The following is a 17,751-nucleotide window of genomic DNA, read 5'->3' as shown; positions in this document are numbered from 1 at the left end:
ACCAAGTTTACTTCTTCATGTCATTTTTAAACGGATGCTCCTTGATAAATTCATCTCGAAGTTGGACTGCAAAATCCAGATCCTTATTCCTCTCTGGTCGAAGATTCTGCAGCTTTGCATAATAGGCTCGCGCATCCCGTATATACTTGGTATCAACATCATACTTTTTTGCTAGTGCCTCAGCGGTCTCTAAAAGAGATGCATAGAGTGGAAACCAAAAGATGTGATCCTTTGGACTCGGGACATACTGGTATGGATTTCGTTCCATACTAACCTCTTGCGATGGTGCCCACATAATGAAAACACGATCATAGATATAGCCAAGAATCATAAAAAATATTAATAGCACCGCTGAAAATGCAAATGGCCCTAATGTACCCATGTTCGCGAATATAGGCACATACTTGAAGAAAGAGATAGCAAGTAATAGAATCCCATAGAACAACCCCCAAATCCCTCGAATCTGTACAATCCGCCATTGCTGTTTCATAAGCCACTTTCTAAGTTTCAATGTAATCGCCTCAATCAAAAAGCTTCAGCCAAAAAGCACCCCTAGCGAGTTTCTAAGATCCCTTGCCTTTTGCATATCTTTCGTATGCCCAACATCTAGAGCCGCATATTGTTGGAGATACGTTAGTATTTTGTCAATGCTGGATGTATCCAATCCTTCTTTTAGAAATACCTTCCGAAAGGTATTGAAAAGTGCAATATATACTGGAAATAACATGATATGGAGATAAGGCTCTGGTAGATACTGATAGGGATTTCTTTCGAACTTAACAATCATATCTGGAGACCAAATACGCAAGCGCCGATCATAAATCCATCCAAGTGTTACCAAGAGCAGAAAGAGGGGTAGAGAAATAAAGAGTAGTCCTAATACGAGATACTCGAAGGAAAGCGCATCATCTACAGTGAGATTTGCAGAGGGTACAAGCAGAATTACATAGGATACCCCAAATACTAAGACATCCTGCACAAGACCCGTTGATGATTGTATCCATGTCAACCTAAGAAGGTTAATCTGAAAACTAAGTTTGATCCTAGCACGCAAACTGATTGGTTTTTCATGGGGCTCGATATCACCAGTAAATGGATGCGCTGTGATATATTCTTTTGCGGCTGGAAGAGCTGAATTGATATCATGTTTCGAAAGGCCCCGCTTAAAGTACGAGTTCAGATATACGATACAATCTTGAATTGCATCAGTGGACAAATTCATCTTTTTTAAGACGTCACGCATAACCATTAGAAAGCCATAAAATACAGGATAATCAAAGGCATACCCTTTGTAATTAGAAACGTACTGATAGGGGCTTCTTTCAGTAGTTGCTTGCACTTGTTGACTCCACATCTTTGCCTTTTCGTCATAGAGCCAGCCTATGCCCATAAAGAGAAGCGTCAGCAAAGATCCAAGAGTCAAAGCCCCAATAAGACCCATATCCGCAAGTATTGGAATATAGAGATAATACCTACTCCCCAGTACAAACATTCCTAACATTAGACTAAGTAAAGATCTGATTGTGCCAATTCGCCAATACTGCTTCATGAACCATTTCTTTGCCACGTCTGTCGCACATCTCCACGGACAAAAGACAGAGAAAAGAATTCTGTTAATTAAGGTATCCGTAATATCCGGCTCTGTGTGAAAAGTCACCTCCCATCACACTCCAGGAAGTTGAGCCGCTCGATGTTGTGCAGGAGCACCTTCAGCAGGACCTCGCGTCGTTGTTCGCGGAATCCTCGTGAGGTCAGGCCGCCTCCGAACCTCACCTTCATCATACCAAAGACGGTCTCGACCAGACTCCGCTGCCCGTAGGCGTGTCTGGCCTTCCAGCCCTCGGGGTCTCTTCGGTACTCCCTGATCAGCTCCTTATAGCCACGATACCCACGCGACCGGCCCGTCAGGCCCCTCTTGGGTTCGATGGCGGGATAGGCACCCCGGTCATGGATGTACTGGACGTTCGCCCTTTCGGGAGAGGTAGGCCTTGTCCCCGTAGACCCGTTCGAGTTGTGGGGCCACGACCTGATCAAGGAGGGCGACCATGTGTCTGGCATCGCCCCCGGGTCGGGACCGGACCCGTGCTGCAAGGACCAGGAGGGTGTCGGTGTCCACGACGGCGTGGAGTGCAGTAAATCGCCGTCTCAGCGTCTTTTTGAACCGCAGCGACAACCACTCCCCTCCTGTGGAGTGGGAGAAGCCAGTGGAATATAGTCCACGGCGACGGTCCGTGGAGGCGGTCGCGCTCTGCCAAGGAGACGATACATGCGATGGAGGAGGCGAGTGTCCAGTCGTCGGAGTGCCTGTTGCAGAATGGAATAGGAGGGGGGCCGTGCCAGCCCGAGGCGCTCAAGGACCTGAGGCATGAGCGAGAGGTGGGCGACAAAGGCCCTGTAGCTGAGGCCGGAATCGATAAAACTTGAGGCCCAAGAGGACAAAGAGGGCGGGGAGGGGGCAGTCCGGCAGGCGACCGAAGGAGGAGGACCGTTTGGGGAGCATAGTACTAAGGTTGATACGTGCATCAAGCAAGAACTGAGAATGACGAGCCTTGGTGGCATCGTATGATGAGTAGTAGTGCATGAATCATAGGAGGCTGCCAAGCTGGTCACATAGTCTTGTATTACCTCATTGACTTTTCACACAGAGCCAAATTATGCCATAGATTTTTAAAGTCCGGACTCGGAACGGCGATGAGATTGTGACTAAAATTGTGATCAATTAGGTGAAAACACTAGTTATTCAACCTAAGGTACAATATACAATCATACATATGAGAAACGAATCCGCTATACGATTTGGAACACGACACCAATACATATCCCTAGGAGGTGGAGAAATGGTCAGAGTCATGGCACTCACTGAATATTTCAACGAGGAGGAAAACATACCAGGTCTTGTGGAAAACATAATGGCCCAGAGCCTCACTCCCGAGTACTGGATTCTGATCGATGATGGCTCTACAGACAACTCAACACAAGTGTTCGTAGACCTCCTCGAAAAATACGACGTGCCATATTCAATCACCTATGGCGAGAAAAAGCAAAACCCTAGCCCGAACTTGAAAGGTCGAGCTTTTAGAAGAGTGCAAGAACTCAACTCGGACTGGCTTGACAAGAATCAGTTCGACTTCCTCATTAAACTCGATGCCGACACAAGACTCCCAGAGGGCTACATTGAACGTGCAGTAGACCTCCTTCAGAAAGATCCGCGAATCGGCTGTTTCTCCGGACAGGTGCTTGGTGAATATCTCGGAAAAATGCCATGTGGAACCGGAAAACTTGTACGTTGGGAAGTCATCAAGCTGACTAGAGGGCAATACTGGGATCTCGATCCTGACACCCTATGGAACATCAAGGCACACCTTCATGGGTTCAAGGTCTTGGTCGGAAACGAGTCCTTCACCATGAAGACTACTCGACCGACATTACTTCTTAGTCGTAGAGGCGCCTTCTTAATGGGACAACGAACAGCATATATCAGAACCAACACGTTACTTGTATTCAAGTCATTAATTAAAAAAATCTTCGATAGAGCATACCCATTACAATTTCTCAAGGGGTACCTTAGCGAATGGCTAAGACCATGGAATCGATGGCGTTCTAACGATCCTGATATAAAATACTTTTACAGCCTGAAGTATCGTTGGGATTTACGACACGGCCGAAGAGAGAAATTGTAATAATTAATTGTACTTCAAGAAAATAGAGAAAAAAAACAGAGGTAGCATTCCATATTTGTCTTCAGAAAACAGGTAAATCGAACCAGTATAGAATTTCAAAACTCATGGATTCGGTCTTCGGTCACATTTTGATAGTACTGAATTCTTGATTCAGACGACCTACACACGACCCCCATATAAAAATAAATAGTACATTATTAAAAAACAGGACATAGATAAATTAGACCGCAACCCGAAGAAGTATTTTAAAAATAAGTGTGGCCAATACTATAAAATAAAATGACAGTTATTCATAATACAACCCTCTACTTGGATAAATATCAGAGAATACGCATTCGACAATTAAAACTCACTCCTGCGTTAGAGTTAAGTTACGAACCATTAGAAAACCCAACAGAGATCGTCACTATTAATGGATGGTACAAAAATGGTCAGAGTCATGGCACTCACTGAATATTTCAACGAGGAGGAAAACATACCAGGTCTTGTGGAAAACATAATGGCCCAGAGCCTCACTCCCGAGTACTGGATTCTGATCGATGATGGCTCTACAGACAACTCAACACAAGTGTTCGTAGACCTCCTCGAAAAATACGACGTGCCATATTCAATCACCTATGGCGAGAAAAAGCAAAACCCTAGCCCGAACTTGAAAGGTCGAGCTTTTAGAAGAGTGCAAGAACTCAACTCGGACTGGCTTGACAAGAATCAGTTCGACTTCCTCATTAAACTCGATGCCGACACAAGACTCCCAGAGGGCTACATTGAACGTGCAGTAGACCTCCTTCAGAAAGATCCGCGAATCGGCTGTTTCTCCGGACAGGTGCTTGGTGAATATCTCGGAAAAATGCCATGTGGAACCGGAAAACTTGTACGTTGGGAAGTCATCAAGCTGACTAGAGGGCAATACTGGGATCTCGATCCTGACGCCTTATGGAACATTAAGGCACACCTTCATGGGTTCAAGGTCTTGGTCGGAAACGAGTCCTTCACCATGAAGACTACTCGACCGACACGTCTTCTTAGTGGAAGAGGGGCATACTTAATGGGACAACGTATGGCCTACGTCAGATGTAACACTATTCTCGTGATAACCAGATTAATTAGACGACTTCTCAATCGATCGTATCCGTTACAATTTCTCAAAGGATACCTCAAAGAATGGCTGAAACCACATAATCGATGGCGCTCTGATGATCCGGATATAAAATATTTCTACAGCCTAAGATATCGTTGGGACTTAAAGCGTGGAATACGAATACGCACATAATTATAAATATCATAAGAAATCTATAGGAATGATATAAAAATCGGAAACCATGCAACACAATACGTGAAAACAAAGGATAGTTGATGAACAAATGGTCAGAATACTTGCCCTCACTGAGTATTTCAATGAGGAAAAGAACATACCAGGTCTTGTGGAGAACATAATGGCCCAGAGCCTCACTCCCAAATACTGGATTCTGATCGATGACGGTTCCTCTGACAACTCAACACAAGTGTTTGTAGACCTCCTTAAAAAGCATCACATATCCTATTCCATAACATATGGCGATAAAAAACAAACTCCAAACCCCAACTTGCAAGGTCGAGCTTTTAGAAGAGTGCGAGAACTCAACTCGGACTGGCTTGACAAGAATCAGTTCGACTTCCTCATCAAGATCGATGCCGACACAAGACTCCCAGAGGACTACATTGAACGCGCAGTAGACCTCCTTCAGAAAGATCCGCAAATCGGCTGTTTCTCCGGACAGGTGCTTGGAGATCGCCGGAGGAGAATGCCCTCAGGAACTGGAAGACTAGTCCGGTGGGGCGTAGTGAAATTGACCAGAAACAGGTATTGGGATCTTGATCCTGATACTCTATGGGACATCAAGGCAATTCTACATGGGTATAGAATAATGGTAGGGGATGAATCATTTACCATAAAGACAATTCGACCCACTGCAGTTCATAGCCCAAGGGGCGCATATCTAATGGGGCAACGAATGGCCTATGTCAGGTGTAACACGCTTTTAGTAGTAGCACGGTCAATCAAACGCGTCGTTAAGCGAGACTGCCCGTTGCAATTTCTCAAAGGATACCTCAGCGAATGGCTAAAAATGGGAAACCCATGGCGCTCCAATGACCCAGATGTCCGATATTTCTATGGACTATCATATTTTATAAAATACGGCCTGAAAACATGAATAAATGGAGAGACTGATTGTGAAAATAACACGCATTGACTGGATATACATCATAATCACAATTGTAGCAACACTATTGATTTCGCTGGCGGGTTCTATAATTATAGGATTTCCAATCCTCAGACCCGATAGTAATCATTACCTCGTAGTAATTGATATACTGAGAGGAAATCTGTCGCCAAGTAACGCAGTACCACCGTTCTGTTACAGGCCACTCATGCCAATAATCGTATCATTAGTCCCTGGTGATTCAATCATTGTATGGACTACAATAACTCTTGTACTGAATTCACTAATTGCTCCAGTGACATACTTTCTAATCCGAGAATTTGATGTGGACAGCTTTGGGGCATTTGTTGGAACTGGACTGACCACCGTCAATTGGATATCAGCAGCCTATGGAATATGTGTACTAACAGATGTTCCTGCAATGCTTAGCCTAGCGGTCGCACTCCTTCTGATAAAACGTGGTGAAAGAGCCTCATTGATCATCCCGGTCATAGTAATCGGAACCCTCTGTAAAGAGGTGGCAATATTGGCTGCTGTGGCGTGGTTGTTCCGAGCAATCCTCCAGAGAAATCGACGAGGCTTCATAGAGGGAAGCATTGCAATGGCACTATCGGCCGCGGCATATCTAGCAGTAAGAGGTATTTGGTCCTTAATTGGCGTTCAACCAGATTGGTACTGGCAATGGAATAATTTGTACAATTTTGTGGTCATTCCGGAAGTAGTGATCAAGACATTCTGGCTTGGCTTCATGTTCTGGCTTCCAGCCATAATCGTTGCCGTGATTGTACTATGGAAGGATTACCAAGCCATGCGTCCAAAGTTCGAGTGGATCTTGTATCTCTCCCCATTTTTGTTGCTGTTATTTGCTGGACTCTTTATGGCTTATTTCAGTCTGAGATTTGTGTGGCCTCTATATTTCGCGTTGGCCCCAGCAGCAGGCTATGCAGCAGAATGGACATGGAATCATATTATCAGTACAATCAGGACACATTCGTGGTTCAAAATCAAGTTCAATACACGGGAATCGGAAGACGTTCTATCACGCGAAAATTGAGCGGGAAAAATATCAAATAAGTAAAGGTTAGTTTAAACTTGGACTTGAATAAACCATTGCCCTATTTGGAGAGCATTCTCATTTGAGTTAAAGCCACGCTATAGATATCACAAACACAGATATGCCAAACATGGAACACTACTATAGCAGACCAGCCTTCTGTGCAAACTTCCTGTATCCCTTCATCACCAATTTGACGATATTGAGCCGAAGATTGAACTTGATCCACTCATCATCAGTGGGTTCTTTGAAGAAACGACCGAATTGTGCGGCATACTCGTCCTCACTATCAAATTGCACAAGCCGCTCAACGGCAGCTGGTGAGAACATCAGTTCCACATCAGGGTTCTCAGCGCGAACCGGAATCACATCGATCTGTTTCTTTCCGGTCACAAGAATATGAAACCGATCACCGTCAATATCGTAATCGATGACTGCGCCCTTCTTGAGACCGTCAAAGATCTTCGGATGTCTTCTCAGGTACTCCATGAATTGCTCTTTTAGTGGGTTCGACACTTCACTCGTTTCTCCATGCTCGCTCACATATTGTAGCACAAAAGTTGGAAGGTCAATAATCTTCATATCACTTCCAGCATATTTGGCTCCATCTTCAAGCCCTCTGTGACAGAAAGGACAGGCTGTAACAAGAATCTTTGCACCAGTATCCTCAGCCTCAGCAATACGATTCGCCGCGACGGCATCGGCAAGATCCCCAAAGCTGCTCTTCACACCACCGCCAGAACCACAGCAATGGGCATAGCGCCGGTTGGTCAACATCTCTACGAGTTCAAGCCCCTCAACGGACTGGAGAACCCGACGTGGCGCCTCGTACACTCCTGCATGCCGACCAAGATGACAGGGATCATGATAGGTGACCTTTACACCCGTGGGGGCCTTAAAGCCCACCCGTCCCTCTTGGACCATCTGGTCAATGTACTCGGTTATGTGCATGACCTCGAAGGGATACTTGTACCCCTCTTTAGGAACATCAATCTTCCATGTCCTGAAACATCCAGCACAAGCTGTCACAACGGTCTTTGCACCAGTCTTTTTAATCGCCTCAATATTATGTTCCGTCAGTTCACCAAAGGGCTCGGTATGACCCAGACGCAGGAGAACGGATCCACAGCACTTCTCATCGGACATGACTGTAAAATCAACTCCGATCTTGTCGAGTAGCTCGACGGTCGTGCGCGCGATCTCTTTCTCACGGTACGCGCTAGTACAACCAACAAAATACACTACCTCTGCGGTCTCCGGCCAGTCCCGTTCCCCAAAGAGTTCCAAGCGTTTCTCTGCAGGCTCCTTGTAGGGGTTTCCATGTTGGACAATCGACTCCTCAATCGCATCATGCTTGGGCACAGTGATCCCGGCAGCGACCACATCACGCCGAAGTGCCTCCACCATCTCAGGAAGACGGATCCCGTCGGCATTGGCCGTACAGGTCTCTTGGCAACTCTTGCAGGTGGTACATGTATAGAGCCAGTCTACAAAATCCTCGGTGACCTCAAGATTCCCGTCGAGAAGATCGTTCATGACCATGATACGACCACGTGCGTCATACACCTCAAACCCAAGCACATTCTTCACTGCACAAGGGAGATACACATCTCTGTGTGAGGCAACCGTCTTGTCAGCCAACGAACAGTCGCCACATCTAGCGCACAGCCAGAGCTCATCTTGGTATTGCCTGAGATTTGTCAGTTCCATTTAGTGCACCTCCTCAAACACATGTGGATTGAGAATATTATCAGGATCCAGCGCCTTCTTTATCGTGCGATGGACTTGAAGGAATACGGGATCGGTCCGTCTCATCACACGGTCTTCCCAGAGCAATCCACTCCAATAGGGACAGGCACCAGTGTCTATTATGGCGTCAAGCATCTCATTCCAGATCTTGAGGACCTCGTCCATGCGCTCTTTCGCAGGCGTGAAGATCGTAAACCAGCCTGTCGCATAGGTCCGGTCTGAACCAAGCACGCTGGCAATCCACTTGACGCCATTTTTCGGCATGTTGTATTTCTTGAAGATCGCCCACAACTTTTCCATGATGATAGGAATTGTTGGGATCGGCCGGAGATGACAGGTGTTAAGCCAGAACCCATTATTGAATAATGGCTGAACAAGATTGAACATCTCACCCCAATGCATCTGTGAGGCAAAGTTCCCAAGATCCTTTCCCCCATGTTTGAATGCGATCTCTCGGATGAGTTCCATCTTGCGTTGAGCCAGTGCCTCATCGGTCTCTTGAACGATCGCTGCAAAGAGCGAGTGGATCTCAGGATGACTGTCCAAGAAGCCGGGGAAGAATGTGTCAGTGGACTGCCGATCAGCAAGGAGATTAAGCTCCTCCGTCAGCCCGTACTTTTGAACCTCAAGAAATGCAGCAGTAGAGTCTTTGAGCGTCTTAAATCCAAAATCGCCATACGTGAAAATCTCGGCCTTCGGATAGATTTTCAGAGTCAATTTGGTCTTTACACCAAGTGTTCCGTAATCGCCCATGAAGAGGCCTGTCAGATCATTGTAAGCAGAATATCGGGCAAAGAGCTGGGCTGTGCGATTCCAACCAGTGCCTGTCCGCAAGACCTCGCCATTGGCCAATACTACTTCTACCGAGACCACACTCTCGGCAGTAGGTCCAAACTTTGAAGCCGCATAGCCAATACTATTACTACTTGCAGAACCTCCGACAGTACCCGCATTGCCACCGTAAGGCCCTCGAAAGCCCAGCTTGTATCCGTGCTCGTCAAGTCGGTGGATCAACTCGGCCCATCTCATACCCGCCTCCACGGTCACGGTCATGACATCTTCGTTCAGATAAACGATCTTGTCCATCTTGGTCATGTCAAGCATGACTGCTTCCTTCACACGTGGAAGACATGCACCACAGATACCATTACGGCCACCAGCAGTAATGAGTGGGGTCTTTGTGGAGGCACAGAGCCGGACTACCGCCTGCACCTCTTCCACAGTCGTGGGTAAGACAACTATGCCGGGGCGCTCTGCTGTCAGATGAGAAGCATCTTTACTGTACGCTGAGATGATCAGTTGATTATCACTGACACGGTCGTCACCGACGATTCCTGCAATGTCAGAATAGAGCGGGTGAACGTTCGCTGGCTTGATCACTTTCATTTTTGGACCTCAACCGTCACCTTCACTACGCACTATAAGTAGTAAACGGATGCAAGTCGTCATGCGTTGAAGTCCACTACTTGTAATGACGAAGTGCAAGATAGTAAAAAATTGCAACTTGAAGAACAGAGTTCAATCCTGTGATACCTAACGCTTCAATAAAATATGAAAAAGCACTTACTTTATCTATAGCAGTATGAGAGTCAGAGTGAGGAATGGCATTGAGCAGACGAATCGCAGTTGTTCTTGGACGAGGTGGCCATACCGCACAGACCTTTGCCCTAGTCGACTTGTTGGGCCCGCAGTTCGAGTATCTGTACCTCATTGGTGCACTTGATCGACTAACACCTCGAAAGGTCCGCATCCCCGGAAGGACGCTTCCAGTGCTCCCCCCGCGCCTCCTTCCACAGGACTCCAAGATCATGGCGGTCATCAGAACCCTCGTGACACTCATGCTCTCGTTCATTTACTTCATTCTCTTTCGCCCCGCCGTGGTCATCAGCTGCGGTACAGGTCTGACCGTTCCAATATTCTATACGGCCCGTGTGCTTGGTATCAAGACCGTGTTTGTTGAGAGTATGTCCAGAGTGACAGAGATGTCCATGACGGGAAGAATCCTCTTAGGCAAGACTAATCTGTTCGTGGTCCAGTGGCCCCAACTTGCAGCCAAGACACCGGGAGCGATCTATGGAGGGCAGCTCCTATGATATTCGTCACTGTCGGTACTGCTCATTTTGATCCGCTCATCATTGAGATGGATCGCCTTGTCGGAGACGGCACCATCACCGAACCTGTCATTGCTCAAATCGGACGCGGCTCCTACATTCCAAAGCACATTCGGTATTTTCGGTTTATCCGTTCCCTCGAGGCTGCCTACAAGAAAGCAGACATCATCGTGAGCACTGGCGGGGCGGGCACTACAATGGAGTGCGTCAAGCGAGGTCTCAGATTGGTTGTCGTCGAGAACAAGTCGCTAATGGAAGGCCATCAGGCACAGCTCATTGGAGAGATGGCTCGGCGTGGTCACCTGATCTGGTGCAAAGAGGTCTCATCTATTGCGACATGCATTGAAGAGGCACGCACTCATTCATTCACACCCTTTGTCAGTGATCCCCCTCGAATCCATGAGATGATCAAAGACCTCATCAGTAATACATACGTAATTGACCGTTGACTGTAGTAAGGTGGACGTTCTTGGACAGTTTGACCAGAGTCCGCTCACCAGCGGCAGTGGACAACAACAACAACCTCCATGTGATGTTGAAGGTCATTCGTGAGGTGGAATGGGAGTATGTAAGCTCATATCCACGATGCCCACGAATGTCTACTTTCTCTGTGGCTATTGATCATTCTCCCAATCATGGCGAATCGTATAAATTACTAAATTATTCGGCTTTTTACACTGATCAGTTGATTCCTTTGATTATATGTTGGAAAAAGAGGGATGCGTGAACTTGCGTCTGACCACTAATAGCACTGAGCTTGTTTTGTGAGAGGCTCTTGACTTGATATTTAGGCATATGCCATGAATGAGCGATTTGATTATTAGTGTTCTACCCCCATCATATTTAGTGACGTTCGTGTTTTCATCTGTCAAGTATCTTCGGATACTTGCTAACCTGGCGGGGTTTTATTGCCAAACTCTATGAAGAATGGATAGACTAAAGAAATGGGGATGCTTGCTTAGATGAAGAGCAAAACAACCAGAACGATTCCACGATATTTGTTTTCGGGGCCAAAAGAAAAACGCATCAAGCGTATTCACATGGGGGTTGGGCTGGTGGCAATGCCAGTTCAACTGTTCCTTTTTTCATTTGATTTCATCCAGTGGTTTCATACTACTGGTTTGTCTTTTCCGGTATTTCTTATAATTATAGGGTCGCAAACAGCTACGCCAAACTTGGACATATTTGGACATTGTTTGTAGGAGTTTAAATACTCCCGGTCACAGGTCACATATGACCTTCACCATGATGGTGAGGTTGTAGTAGCCCACTGCCGTTGGTGGGCGGACTATGGACCTACTGTCCAAGAAAGTCCAACTTACAATCAACGGTATGCGTATGGATCTTTACCATGCAGCAAGTCGAATGAAGAATTTCTGTACCATGTTCTTGAACCACGAGTCGGTAGTATTACCGAACACGATCGAACACGTTATCTTCAGTATATGAAGAGTGGGCGACGTATGTTTTTGGCAACAGGGTACCTGTCAGCTATAATCTTTCAGTTGTTATGGTCTTTTGTTGCCATCAAAACGAGCAGTGCAGGACAAGTGGGTCTGTTCATGATATTTCCGGCATATATGATGTTGATGCTTGTGAATCTATTTCTGAGTTTTACCATTATAGGACGAACTCGATATCGGGATATTAAATACTTGATAGATGCCGAACGTGACTGGTCACGAGAATGGGAGCGTCAGAGTACGACCGTTGAAACTATTACCTGAATACTGTGATTTTACGTTAGTATAATCGCCAATGGAATTAAAACTAATATCAATCCATAATTGATTGAACTTGTGATTTTTCAAGTACACAAGTATGTGCCCTATGTGCCCAGACATATTTGGCGCCAAATTAAATCTCGAAAAAAGCGCCAAAATTCCGGCCCGAAGACCCTTCTAATATTTCCATGTATGTCTGGATATTACGTGGGGTAGTATCAGCATAATCTCTCAATTTGATGCGCTGTTTATAAGCATAAAAGTTCCAGTGGAAGGTAAGGTAAGTTATCCCAACAGGAAAACTAACTGCGAGTTGAAGTATCTTGAGCAAGAAGGCAACCACTACCAAGAAATCTTCCAAACGATCTAAACTTGTGAGGGTTTCAGGTCTAGGAATCTCAGTGAAGCTCTACCGCCAGGAGGGAGTGACCAAATCCGCCACGCAGGTCGCTGCTGCTTTACGGGCTGTTCCATACAAACCGAAAAAGAAGAACGACATAGCTGCCGGATTCGTTGATGTCAAAGCGACTGGCAAGAGAATCAATGCGACCTTTGTTGCAGGATTCAGGGTTCGAGTCTTGACCTACGATGCTGATGGCAATCTCACACCAGTTCACTATGTGAGTGTTGACAGAGGCCACGTGTTCATCAAGCTCGACAAGGGCACAATTGAGGTTCGTGGTTCCGAACGCATCGCGCGCAAGTTCTGCCGGATGTACGAGGAACTGACGGGCGCCAACATCACTCCACTAAACCTTAACGGCGGTACTGAGAAGTTGTACTCTCACGCAAAGAGCGTAGATGCTGTACTCCTCTCTGGGATCGAAAAGGGCAACCTGAGCCAGATGGAATTCAGAGGCCATGGCATCCAGACAGAGGCGGAGATCGGGCTCTACAAGCGGAAGTACAAGGGCGAGATCACCAGATTTCGTGGAACATTCTCATATCCTAGCAAGGCGTTCTTGACGACCATCATAAACGCAGAGGCGGGATCACTGATGGTCTACAAGAGCGGCGATGGTATCCTGGAGAAGGATCTCACATGGATCGTCGAGTTGATGGAAGACGCTGCACTAGAGTAAAAGCCTCACGCCCGAGCGGGGTCACTGCGACCCCCTCGGCCATCTCTTTTTTTTCATGTCCTCAATGATGAGCTCAATCATCAGATGCTAGCCACTTTTTGGGATCGCCCTTGTAGCCAATAACGGTACGTGTATTATCTACATACCAACGGGTCTTCTCTCTAAACTCGGGCCAGAATTCGAAAAAGAGTTGTGGATTCTCGGACTCGATGATAAGAAAACCATTCCATTCGGTGCCCCATGCATGGCGATAGTCACCGATAATGGTTAGTTCCTTCGGCCACGACTCGGCTCTAAAGGTCTCCCAGAACTTTTTGGACCGTTGGGCCTCCTCTTTATCCATAAGTTTGAACCGATAGAACACGACAAATCCGTAAGTCATTTCCTGCACCTGACCTGGGGATGGGGGCGTCGAATTAAAAAGATTGGTGTGGAAGTAAAATACGAGGATTGATGAGTACCGACGAAAAACATATCGTGCGAAGAGAACTTCAGCACGGGAAGATCGCCTATAAATTCCAGTGGAATGTCACAAATCACGAACGGCTCGGCAAGACCACGGGAGACCTTGCAGCACTATGGGCACACCTCAACACGATCGTTGAGGGAAAGATTCCTTCAGAACCCTTTACTTCACCGTTCTATCGACGGGCATCATCACTTCGACTCAAAAAGATGTCAAATGCAACGAAGATCGGGCTGCGAAATAGATTCTTACGCAAGGGTCTCATAAGTGAGAATGTGAACGACGATCTTGTCAAGAAGATACGAGAGTATCACAGATTACGCGGCGACAAGTCATACTCATCCGACCACTCGATCCTGACAGAGTTTCTCAACCATGATCCTCAGACCCTCGCAATTGAAGTTCCGGTCTGGTCAGAACAGGAGGGACTCTCGGGGCACATTGATCTCGTGAGGTTCGTCAACGGAACGATCGAGATCGCAGACTATAAACCGGGACCAATGGAACGCACAAAATCACGATTTTTGAATGCAGTACCGCAGATTGCCGCATACGGGGAGATGATGGCACATCATCTGGCAGCGACGCTGAGGAGCGCGATCGAGGCGCCATTACTTCCGAAGATCCAATGCAGTATCTTTGACACACACTCGTGCTGGCATTTTGGCGCAGAGATGTTCGTCAACCTGCGAGCGGCAAATCTGCTTGATGAGTGAGTTCAATGGGAATTGCCGTTCTGGAGGATCGTCCATGTGACATCTTCCTCGATGTCAACGGGAACCTGAGCTGCTCTACTGTATTTGAACTGGATAGTCGGCCGTTCCGACACGAGACCCTGCCGTATCCGAGAAAAGTAGCTCTCTGTCAATACACCAAACCGACCCAGAGCCGGATCGACAGGGACCCATCCTTTTCCATCTAGAAACACTTCACACCACGCATGAGGCTCGGGAGTAGGACCGCCCTGAAAATAGTGTCCCACAACTCGGCGCGAAGGGATCTGTACGGCTCGGGTCAGAGCAATAAAGAGGTCCGCGTGCTCGTCACAGTCACCCTCGCGTTCCCGCACCGCACGAGCTGCGCCCCGTCGCTCCTCAAGGTAGGTCTTGAGCTTCACGCTCTCACGGACAACTTTCATGGCTTCACGGGCATAGGACTCATCACTGTGGCTTCGTTCGGCAACCTTCTCAGACAAGCGCTGGATCATCGAGTCTTCGGTCTCCCAGTATTTCTGCATCTTACAATATGTGCCAATTATACTACGTTTGATGGGTTCGGGAGTGTCAACGGTCTCCATCAACCAGTCACGAGTCGTCGTGTCAATTCTGAGAATGACGGTGGGAGAGAAGCTCTCACCAGGACTGAGATCGGGAACCTTGATGACAGCCACCATATTGCGTTCCGCCTTTTCTACAACACGCGCGGGGGGAAAGACATCGATCGAACTCACAAATTGGTTCGCCATATCGGTAAGAAGAAACCAGACCATCTTCCCGTCTTTGATCCGAGAAGAACCTCGATTATGGATGTTGGCCTGCATTTCAATCTTAAGTCTCAAGGGGCTCACCATTTATGAGTCGGTGAAGTCGAAGATTTTTCAAACGGTTTTATTGTTTTGGATGATATACTAAATTAGCAAACCGTGGAAAAAAAGCAATCCGCATAGATTTATGAGGCCGCAAGCAATGGGTAGTTTGTGCCTCTTCGGTACATAGCGGAGGTCTCCAAATGGCAGGAGAAGAGAAGGACAGTAGCCCAACTGGTGACGAGAAGAGTGTAGTTGACGAGCTCCTTGAAGAGCTTGGCGTAGACGAGGAGATGCGAAAAAAGCTGGTTGAGTCAGGGCGTGCCACTGAGGATATCATGAAGGTGGAACCTGCTGAGCAAGTGCGTCGCCGGTTAGAGATGGAAAAGAGTATAGAGCGAGTACGGGACAGCCTCATCCAGATCGAGAGAGCGATCTCAGCAGTTGATGAGGCCACGGATGCGATCGAACGTAATCTGGTGCCCGTCGTACTTACGTTTCTCGTCAATCTAAAGGGCAATCTTGTGTCATTACGCACTACGATTGTTGGTCGTAGTAAGAGAAAGGCTAAGACGAACTTACAGGAGAGTTATGTGAAGACAGTAGTAGCACCGATCATCGAAGAGGAGTTCACACCGATAGAGGAAACCCTCACTTCAGGAATGGCCACACCCATCCTCGAACGAGTACGGGAGATAGGAAGCCAACTCAAGGATTCGATTCGGTTGGCAATGGAAGAACTGGCTGCAATCAAAGCCAGTCTTGATGATTATATACAGAAGAGTTCTACAGAACTGGAATTTTTGACACAAGAATTGAGCATGAAGCCACGGTTCGAGCTACCTCCGGATGTACAAGAAAAGATGAGAGCCATGGAGCGCCGAATTGAGGAGTTGACCCGTGATCTTCGCTTGACACAACAAGTTCTTGAAAATCGAGAGGACGAGATCGAGGGGCTCAAAGCAGAGCTTTCCACTTCGCAGACACTTGTTGAGGCAATGGAGTCCACTATTGCATCACTGAAGGCTGGACCGGGACCAGACAGTGCAATGGTCGCAGAGCTACGTCAGCAGATCAAGAATATTGAGGTATCAAGGGATATGCTCAAGGAAAACCTTGACGCGACACTCAAAGAACTTGAAGAGGCCAAGGCAAAGACCAAAGAGGCATTGGCCCAGCTTGCCAAGAAAGACTTGGAATGTCAGGACTATTCCACAAAGATCGAACAGCTCAAGCAAGAGATGCAACGGTATAAAGATCGACTTGGCGAGATTGACGAGATGAAGACACAGCTCCGCGAATACCAGTCGGGAGAACGTGTGAGAGAACTTGAACGAATCAAGAGCGAGTACGAGCGGTTAACTGCGGCCAATGAACGGTTCCAAAAAGAACATGCCAAGATGAAAGCCGAACTCGATGCAACAAAACGGCGAATAGAGAGTTATATGGGTCTCATGGAGTCCACAGAAAAGACGAAGGCATTCCTCATGCTGGAGGAAACAGGCCAGATGACCATTCGTGAGATAGGACGGTCGTTAGGGATCTCTCCGGCACAGGTGACCAAATGGGCCGAGGACTTTGAGAGGCTAGGCATTGCAAAGATCGATGGTGACACATTGATCATAGAAAACGGACATCATAGTGAACCTGAAGGAACGGAATCACCAAAGTAGGATGACATGCGGGTGAGAAAGACGGCAACATGGAACAGGCTGTCGATCTTTAACGCACTATCGTAGAGCTGCTTCATCTGAGCCAATGATGCCTTACCGTCCTTTAGATAGTCATGAACTGCAGGCCGCAATACATCAATGAGGTATACCTGACGCAGTTGCTCCAGAGTCTCGACAAAGGATGTGTCCAATGAACCGGTCGTGACGGCTGAGATCGCCTTTTGGAGAATGGGACGACATGAGGGAGTGGTAGAGATCGTCGTATTTGTCAAGGTCTGGCTTGCAAGAGAGATGTATTTCTCGATGGCCTGTTGTGGGTCCATCATAGCCAGTAGTCGGGCCTCGGAACACTCTTTTAGAAATGGCTCACACTGGCCCTTGACAGTGTCCAACAGATTTGCGATTCTCTTGATCTTTTGACTGTCTGCCATGAGAATCAATCATTTATTGTATCATTCACTTATAACAATACGCTACGTGACTAAT

Annotated in this window: 20 protein-coding genes; 10 read left to right on the top strand and 10 right to left on the bottom strand. The window is 47.1% G+C overall.

Translation table 11 applies throughout. The annotated features are described in order from the left end of the window. Positions 1-7: 7 nt before the first annotated feature. The 5 genes from K9W43_07060 to K9W43_07040 form a co-directional block, all read right to left on the bottom strand. Positions 8-511 carry a hypothetical protein gene (locus tag K9W43_07060; GenBank protein ID MCF2136992.1) on the bottom strand — a complete coding sequence of 168 codons (504 nt, stop codon included), beginning with the start codon at positions 509-511 and terminating at the stop codon, positions 8-10. Between the two features lie 24 nt (positions 512-535). Next, complete coding sequence (locus tag K9W43_07055) at positions 536-1,492, bottom strand: hypothetical protein (GenBank protein ID MCF2136991.1); 957 nt, start codon at positions 1,490-1,492, stop codon at positions 536-538. 161 nt (positions 1,493-1,653) lie between these two features. Beyond that, a complete protein-coding gene (locus K9W43_07050; GenBank protein MCF2136990.1) occupies positions 1,654-2,058 on the bottom strand; it encodes a hypothetical protein in 405 nt (134 codons plus the stop codon). Next, positions 1,946-2,173, bottom strand: a complete 228-nt coding sequence (locus tag K9W43_07045; GenBank protein MCF2136989.1) for a transposase — start codon at positions 2,171-2,173, stop codon at positions 1,946-1,948. The genes K9W43_07050 and K9W43_07045 overlap by 113 nt, the downstream gene beginning before the upstream one ends. Continuing rightward, entirely contained in the window at positions 2,146-2,439 is a 294-nt protein-coding gene (locus tag K9W43_07040) for a hypothetical protein (protein ID MCF2136988.1), read from the bottom strand. The genes K9W43_07045 and K9W43_07040 overlap by 28 nt, the downstream gene beginning before the upstream one ends. Positions 2,440-2,837: 398 nt before the next feature. Here K9W43_07040 and K9W43_07035 point away from each other — a divergent pair, with 398 nt between their 5' ends. The 4 genes from K9W43_07035 to K9W43_07020 all read left to right on the top strand — a co-directional run bounded on the left by K9W43_07035 (position 2,838) and on the right by K9W43_07020 (position 6,935). Beyond that, entirely contained in the window at positions 2,838-3,680 is an 843-nt protein-coding gene (locus K9W43_07035) for a glycosyltransferase family 2 protein (GenBank protein MCF2136987.1), read from the top strand. Positions 3,681-4,107: 427 nt separating this feature from the next. Further along, positions 4,108-4,950 carry a glycosyltransferase family 2 protein gene (locus tag K9W43_07030; protein ID MCF2136986.1) on the top strand — a complete coding sequence of 281 codons (843 nt, stop codon included), beginning with the start codon at positions 4,108-4,110 and terminating at the stop codon, positions 4,948-4,950. Between the two features lie 91 nt (positions 4,951-5,041). Then, entirely contained in the window at positions 5,042-5,872 is an 831-nt protein-coding gene (locus K9W43_07025) for a glycosyltransferase family 2 protein (GenBank protein MCF2136985.1), read from the top strand. Positions 5,873-5,891: 19 nt separating this feature from the next. After that, positions 5,892-6,935 (top strand): hypothetical protein, encoded by a 1,044-nt coding sequence (locus K9W43_07020; protein ID MCF2136984.1) that lies wholly within the window; start codon positions 5,892-5,894, stop codon positions 6,933-6,935. Positions 6,936-7,076: 141 nt separating this feature from the next. On the opposite strand, the gene K9W43_07015 is transcribed toward K9W43_07020, so the two are convergent. Further along, positions 7,077-8,645: a (Fe-S)-binding protein gene (locus tag K9W43_07015; GenBank protein ID MCF2136983.1), complete on the bottom strand. Its 1,569-nt coding sequence runs from the start codon at positions 8,643-8,645 to the stop codon at positions 7,077-7,079. Continuing rightward, on the bottom strand, positions 8,646-10,070 hold the full coding sequence (locus K9W43_07010; GenBank protein MCF2136982.1) for an FAD-binding oxidoreductase: 1,425 nt from the start codon (positions 10,068-10,070) through the stop codon (positions 8,646-8,648). Between the two features lie 221 nt (positions 10,071-10,291). On the opposite strand from K9W43_07010, the gene K9W43_07005 reads away from it, so the two are divergent. From K9W43_07005 to K9W43_06990, 4 genes are all read left to right on the top strand, one after another. Next, the gene (locus tag K9W43_07005) at positions 10,292-10,777 is read left to right on the top strand and encodes a hypothetical protein (GenBank protein MCF2136981.1); all 486 of its coding nucleotides are present in this window, start codon (positions 10,292-10,294) and stop codon (positions 10,775-10,777) included. Beyond that, complete coding sequence (locus K9W43_07000) at positions 10,774-11,244, top strand: hypothetical protein (protein MCF2136980.1); 471 nt, start codon at positions 10,774-10,776, stop codon at positions 11,242-11,244. Before K9W43_07005 ends, K9W43_07000 begins: the two co-directional genes overlap by 4 nt. A gap of 1,113 nt (positions 11,245-12,357) precedes the next feature. After that, positions 12,358-12,522, top strand: coding sequence for a hypothetical protein (locus K9W43_06995; protein MCF2136979.1), 165 nt, complete (start codon positions 12,358-12,360; stop codon positions 12,520-12,522). A 320-nt stretch (positions 12,523-12,842) separates the two neighbouring features. Further along, a complete protein-coding gene (locus K9W43_06990; protein ID MCF2136978.1) occupies positions 12,843-13,601 on the top strand; it encodes a hypothetical protein in 759 nt (252 codons plus the stop codon). Between the two features lie 73 nt (positions 13,602-13,674). On the opposite strand, the gene K9W43_06985 is transcribed toward K9W43_06990, so the two are convergent. After that, on the bottom strand, positions 13,675-13,983 hold the full coding sequence (locus K9W43_06985; GenBank protein MCF2136977.1) for a hypothetical protein: 309 nt from the start codon (positions 13,981-13,983) through the stop codon (positions 13,675-13,677). Positions 13,984-14,054: 71 nt separating this feature from the next. Between K9W43_06985 and K9W43_06980 the strand changes: the two genes are divergently transcribed. Next, positions 14,055-14,783 (top strand): PD-(D/E)XK nuclease family protein, encoded by a 729-nt coding sequence (locus K9W43_06980; GenBank protein ID MCF2136976.1) that lies wholly within the window; start codon positions 14,055-14,057, stop codon positions 14,781-14,783. Positions 14,784-14,785: 2 nt separating this feature from the next. Here the strand turns inward: K9W43_06980 and K9W43_06975 are convergent, their stop codons facing one another. Continuing rightward, on the bottom strand, positions 14,786-15,625 hold the full coding sequence (locus tag K9W43_06975; GenBank protein ID MCF2136975.1) for a transglutaminase family protein: 840 nt from the start codon (positions 15,623-15,625) through the stop codon (positions 14,786-14,788). A 170-nt stretch (positions 15,626-15,795) separates the two neighbouring features. Between K9W43_06975 and K9W43_06970 the strand changes: the two genes are divergently transcribed. Continuing rightward, on the top strand, positions 15,796-17,265 hold the full coding sequence (locus tag K9W43_06970) for a hypothetical protein (protein MCF2136974.1): 1,470 nt from the start codon (positions 15,796-15,798) through the stop codon (positions 17,263-17,265). Here the strand turns inward: K9W43_06970 and K9W43_06965 are convergent. Continuing rightward, positions 17,229-17,696 carry a hypothetical protein gene (locus K9W43_06965; protein ID MCF2136973.1) on the bottom strand — a complete coding sequence of 156 codons (468 nt, stop codon included), beginning with the start codon at positions 17,694-17,696 and terminating at the stop codon, positions 17,229-17,231. The genes K9W43_06970 and K9W43_06965 overlap by 37 nt on opposite strands. Between the last annotated feature and the right edge of the window lie 55 nt (positions 17,697-17,751).

It is taken from the genome of Candidatus Thorarchaeota archaeon (genome assembly GCA_021498125.1).
Lineage (GTDB): Archaea > Asgardarchaeota > Thorarchaeia > Thorarchaeales > Thorarchaeaceae > B65-G9.
Note: the sequence above shows the minus strand (reverse complement) of the source record. Positions and strands in the feature narration are given on the sequence as shown.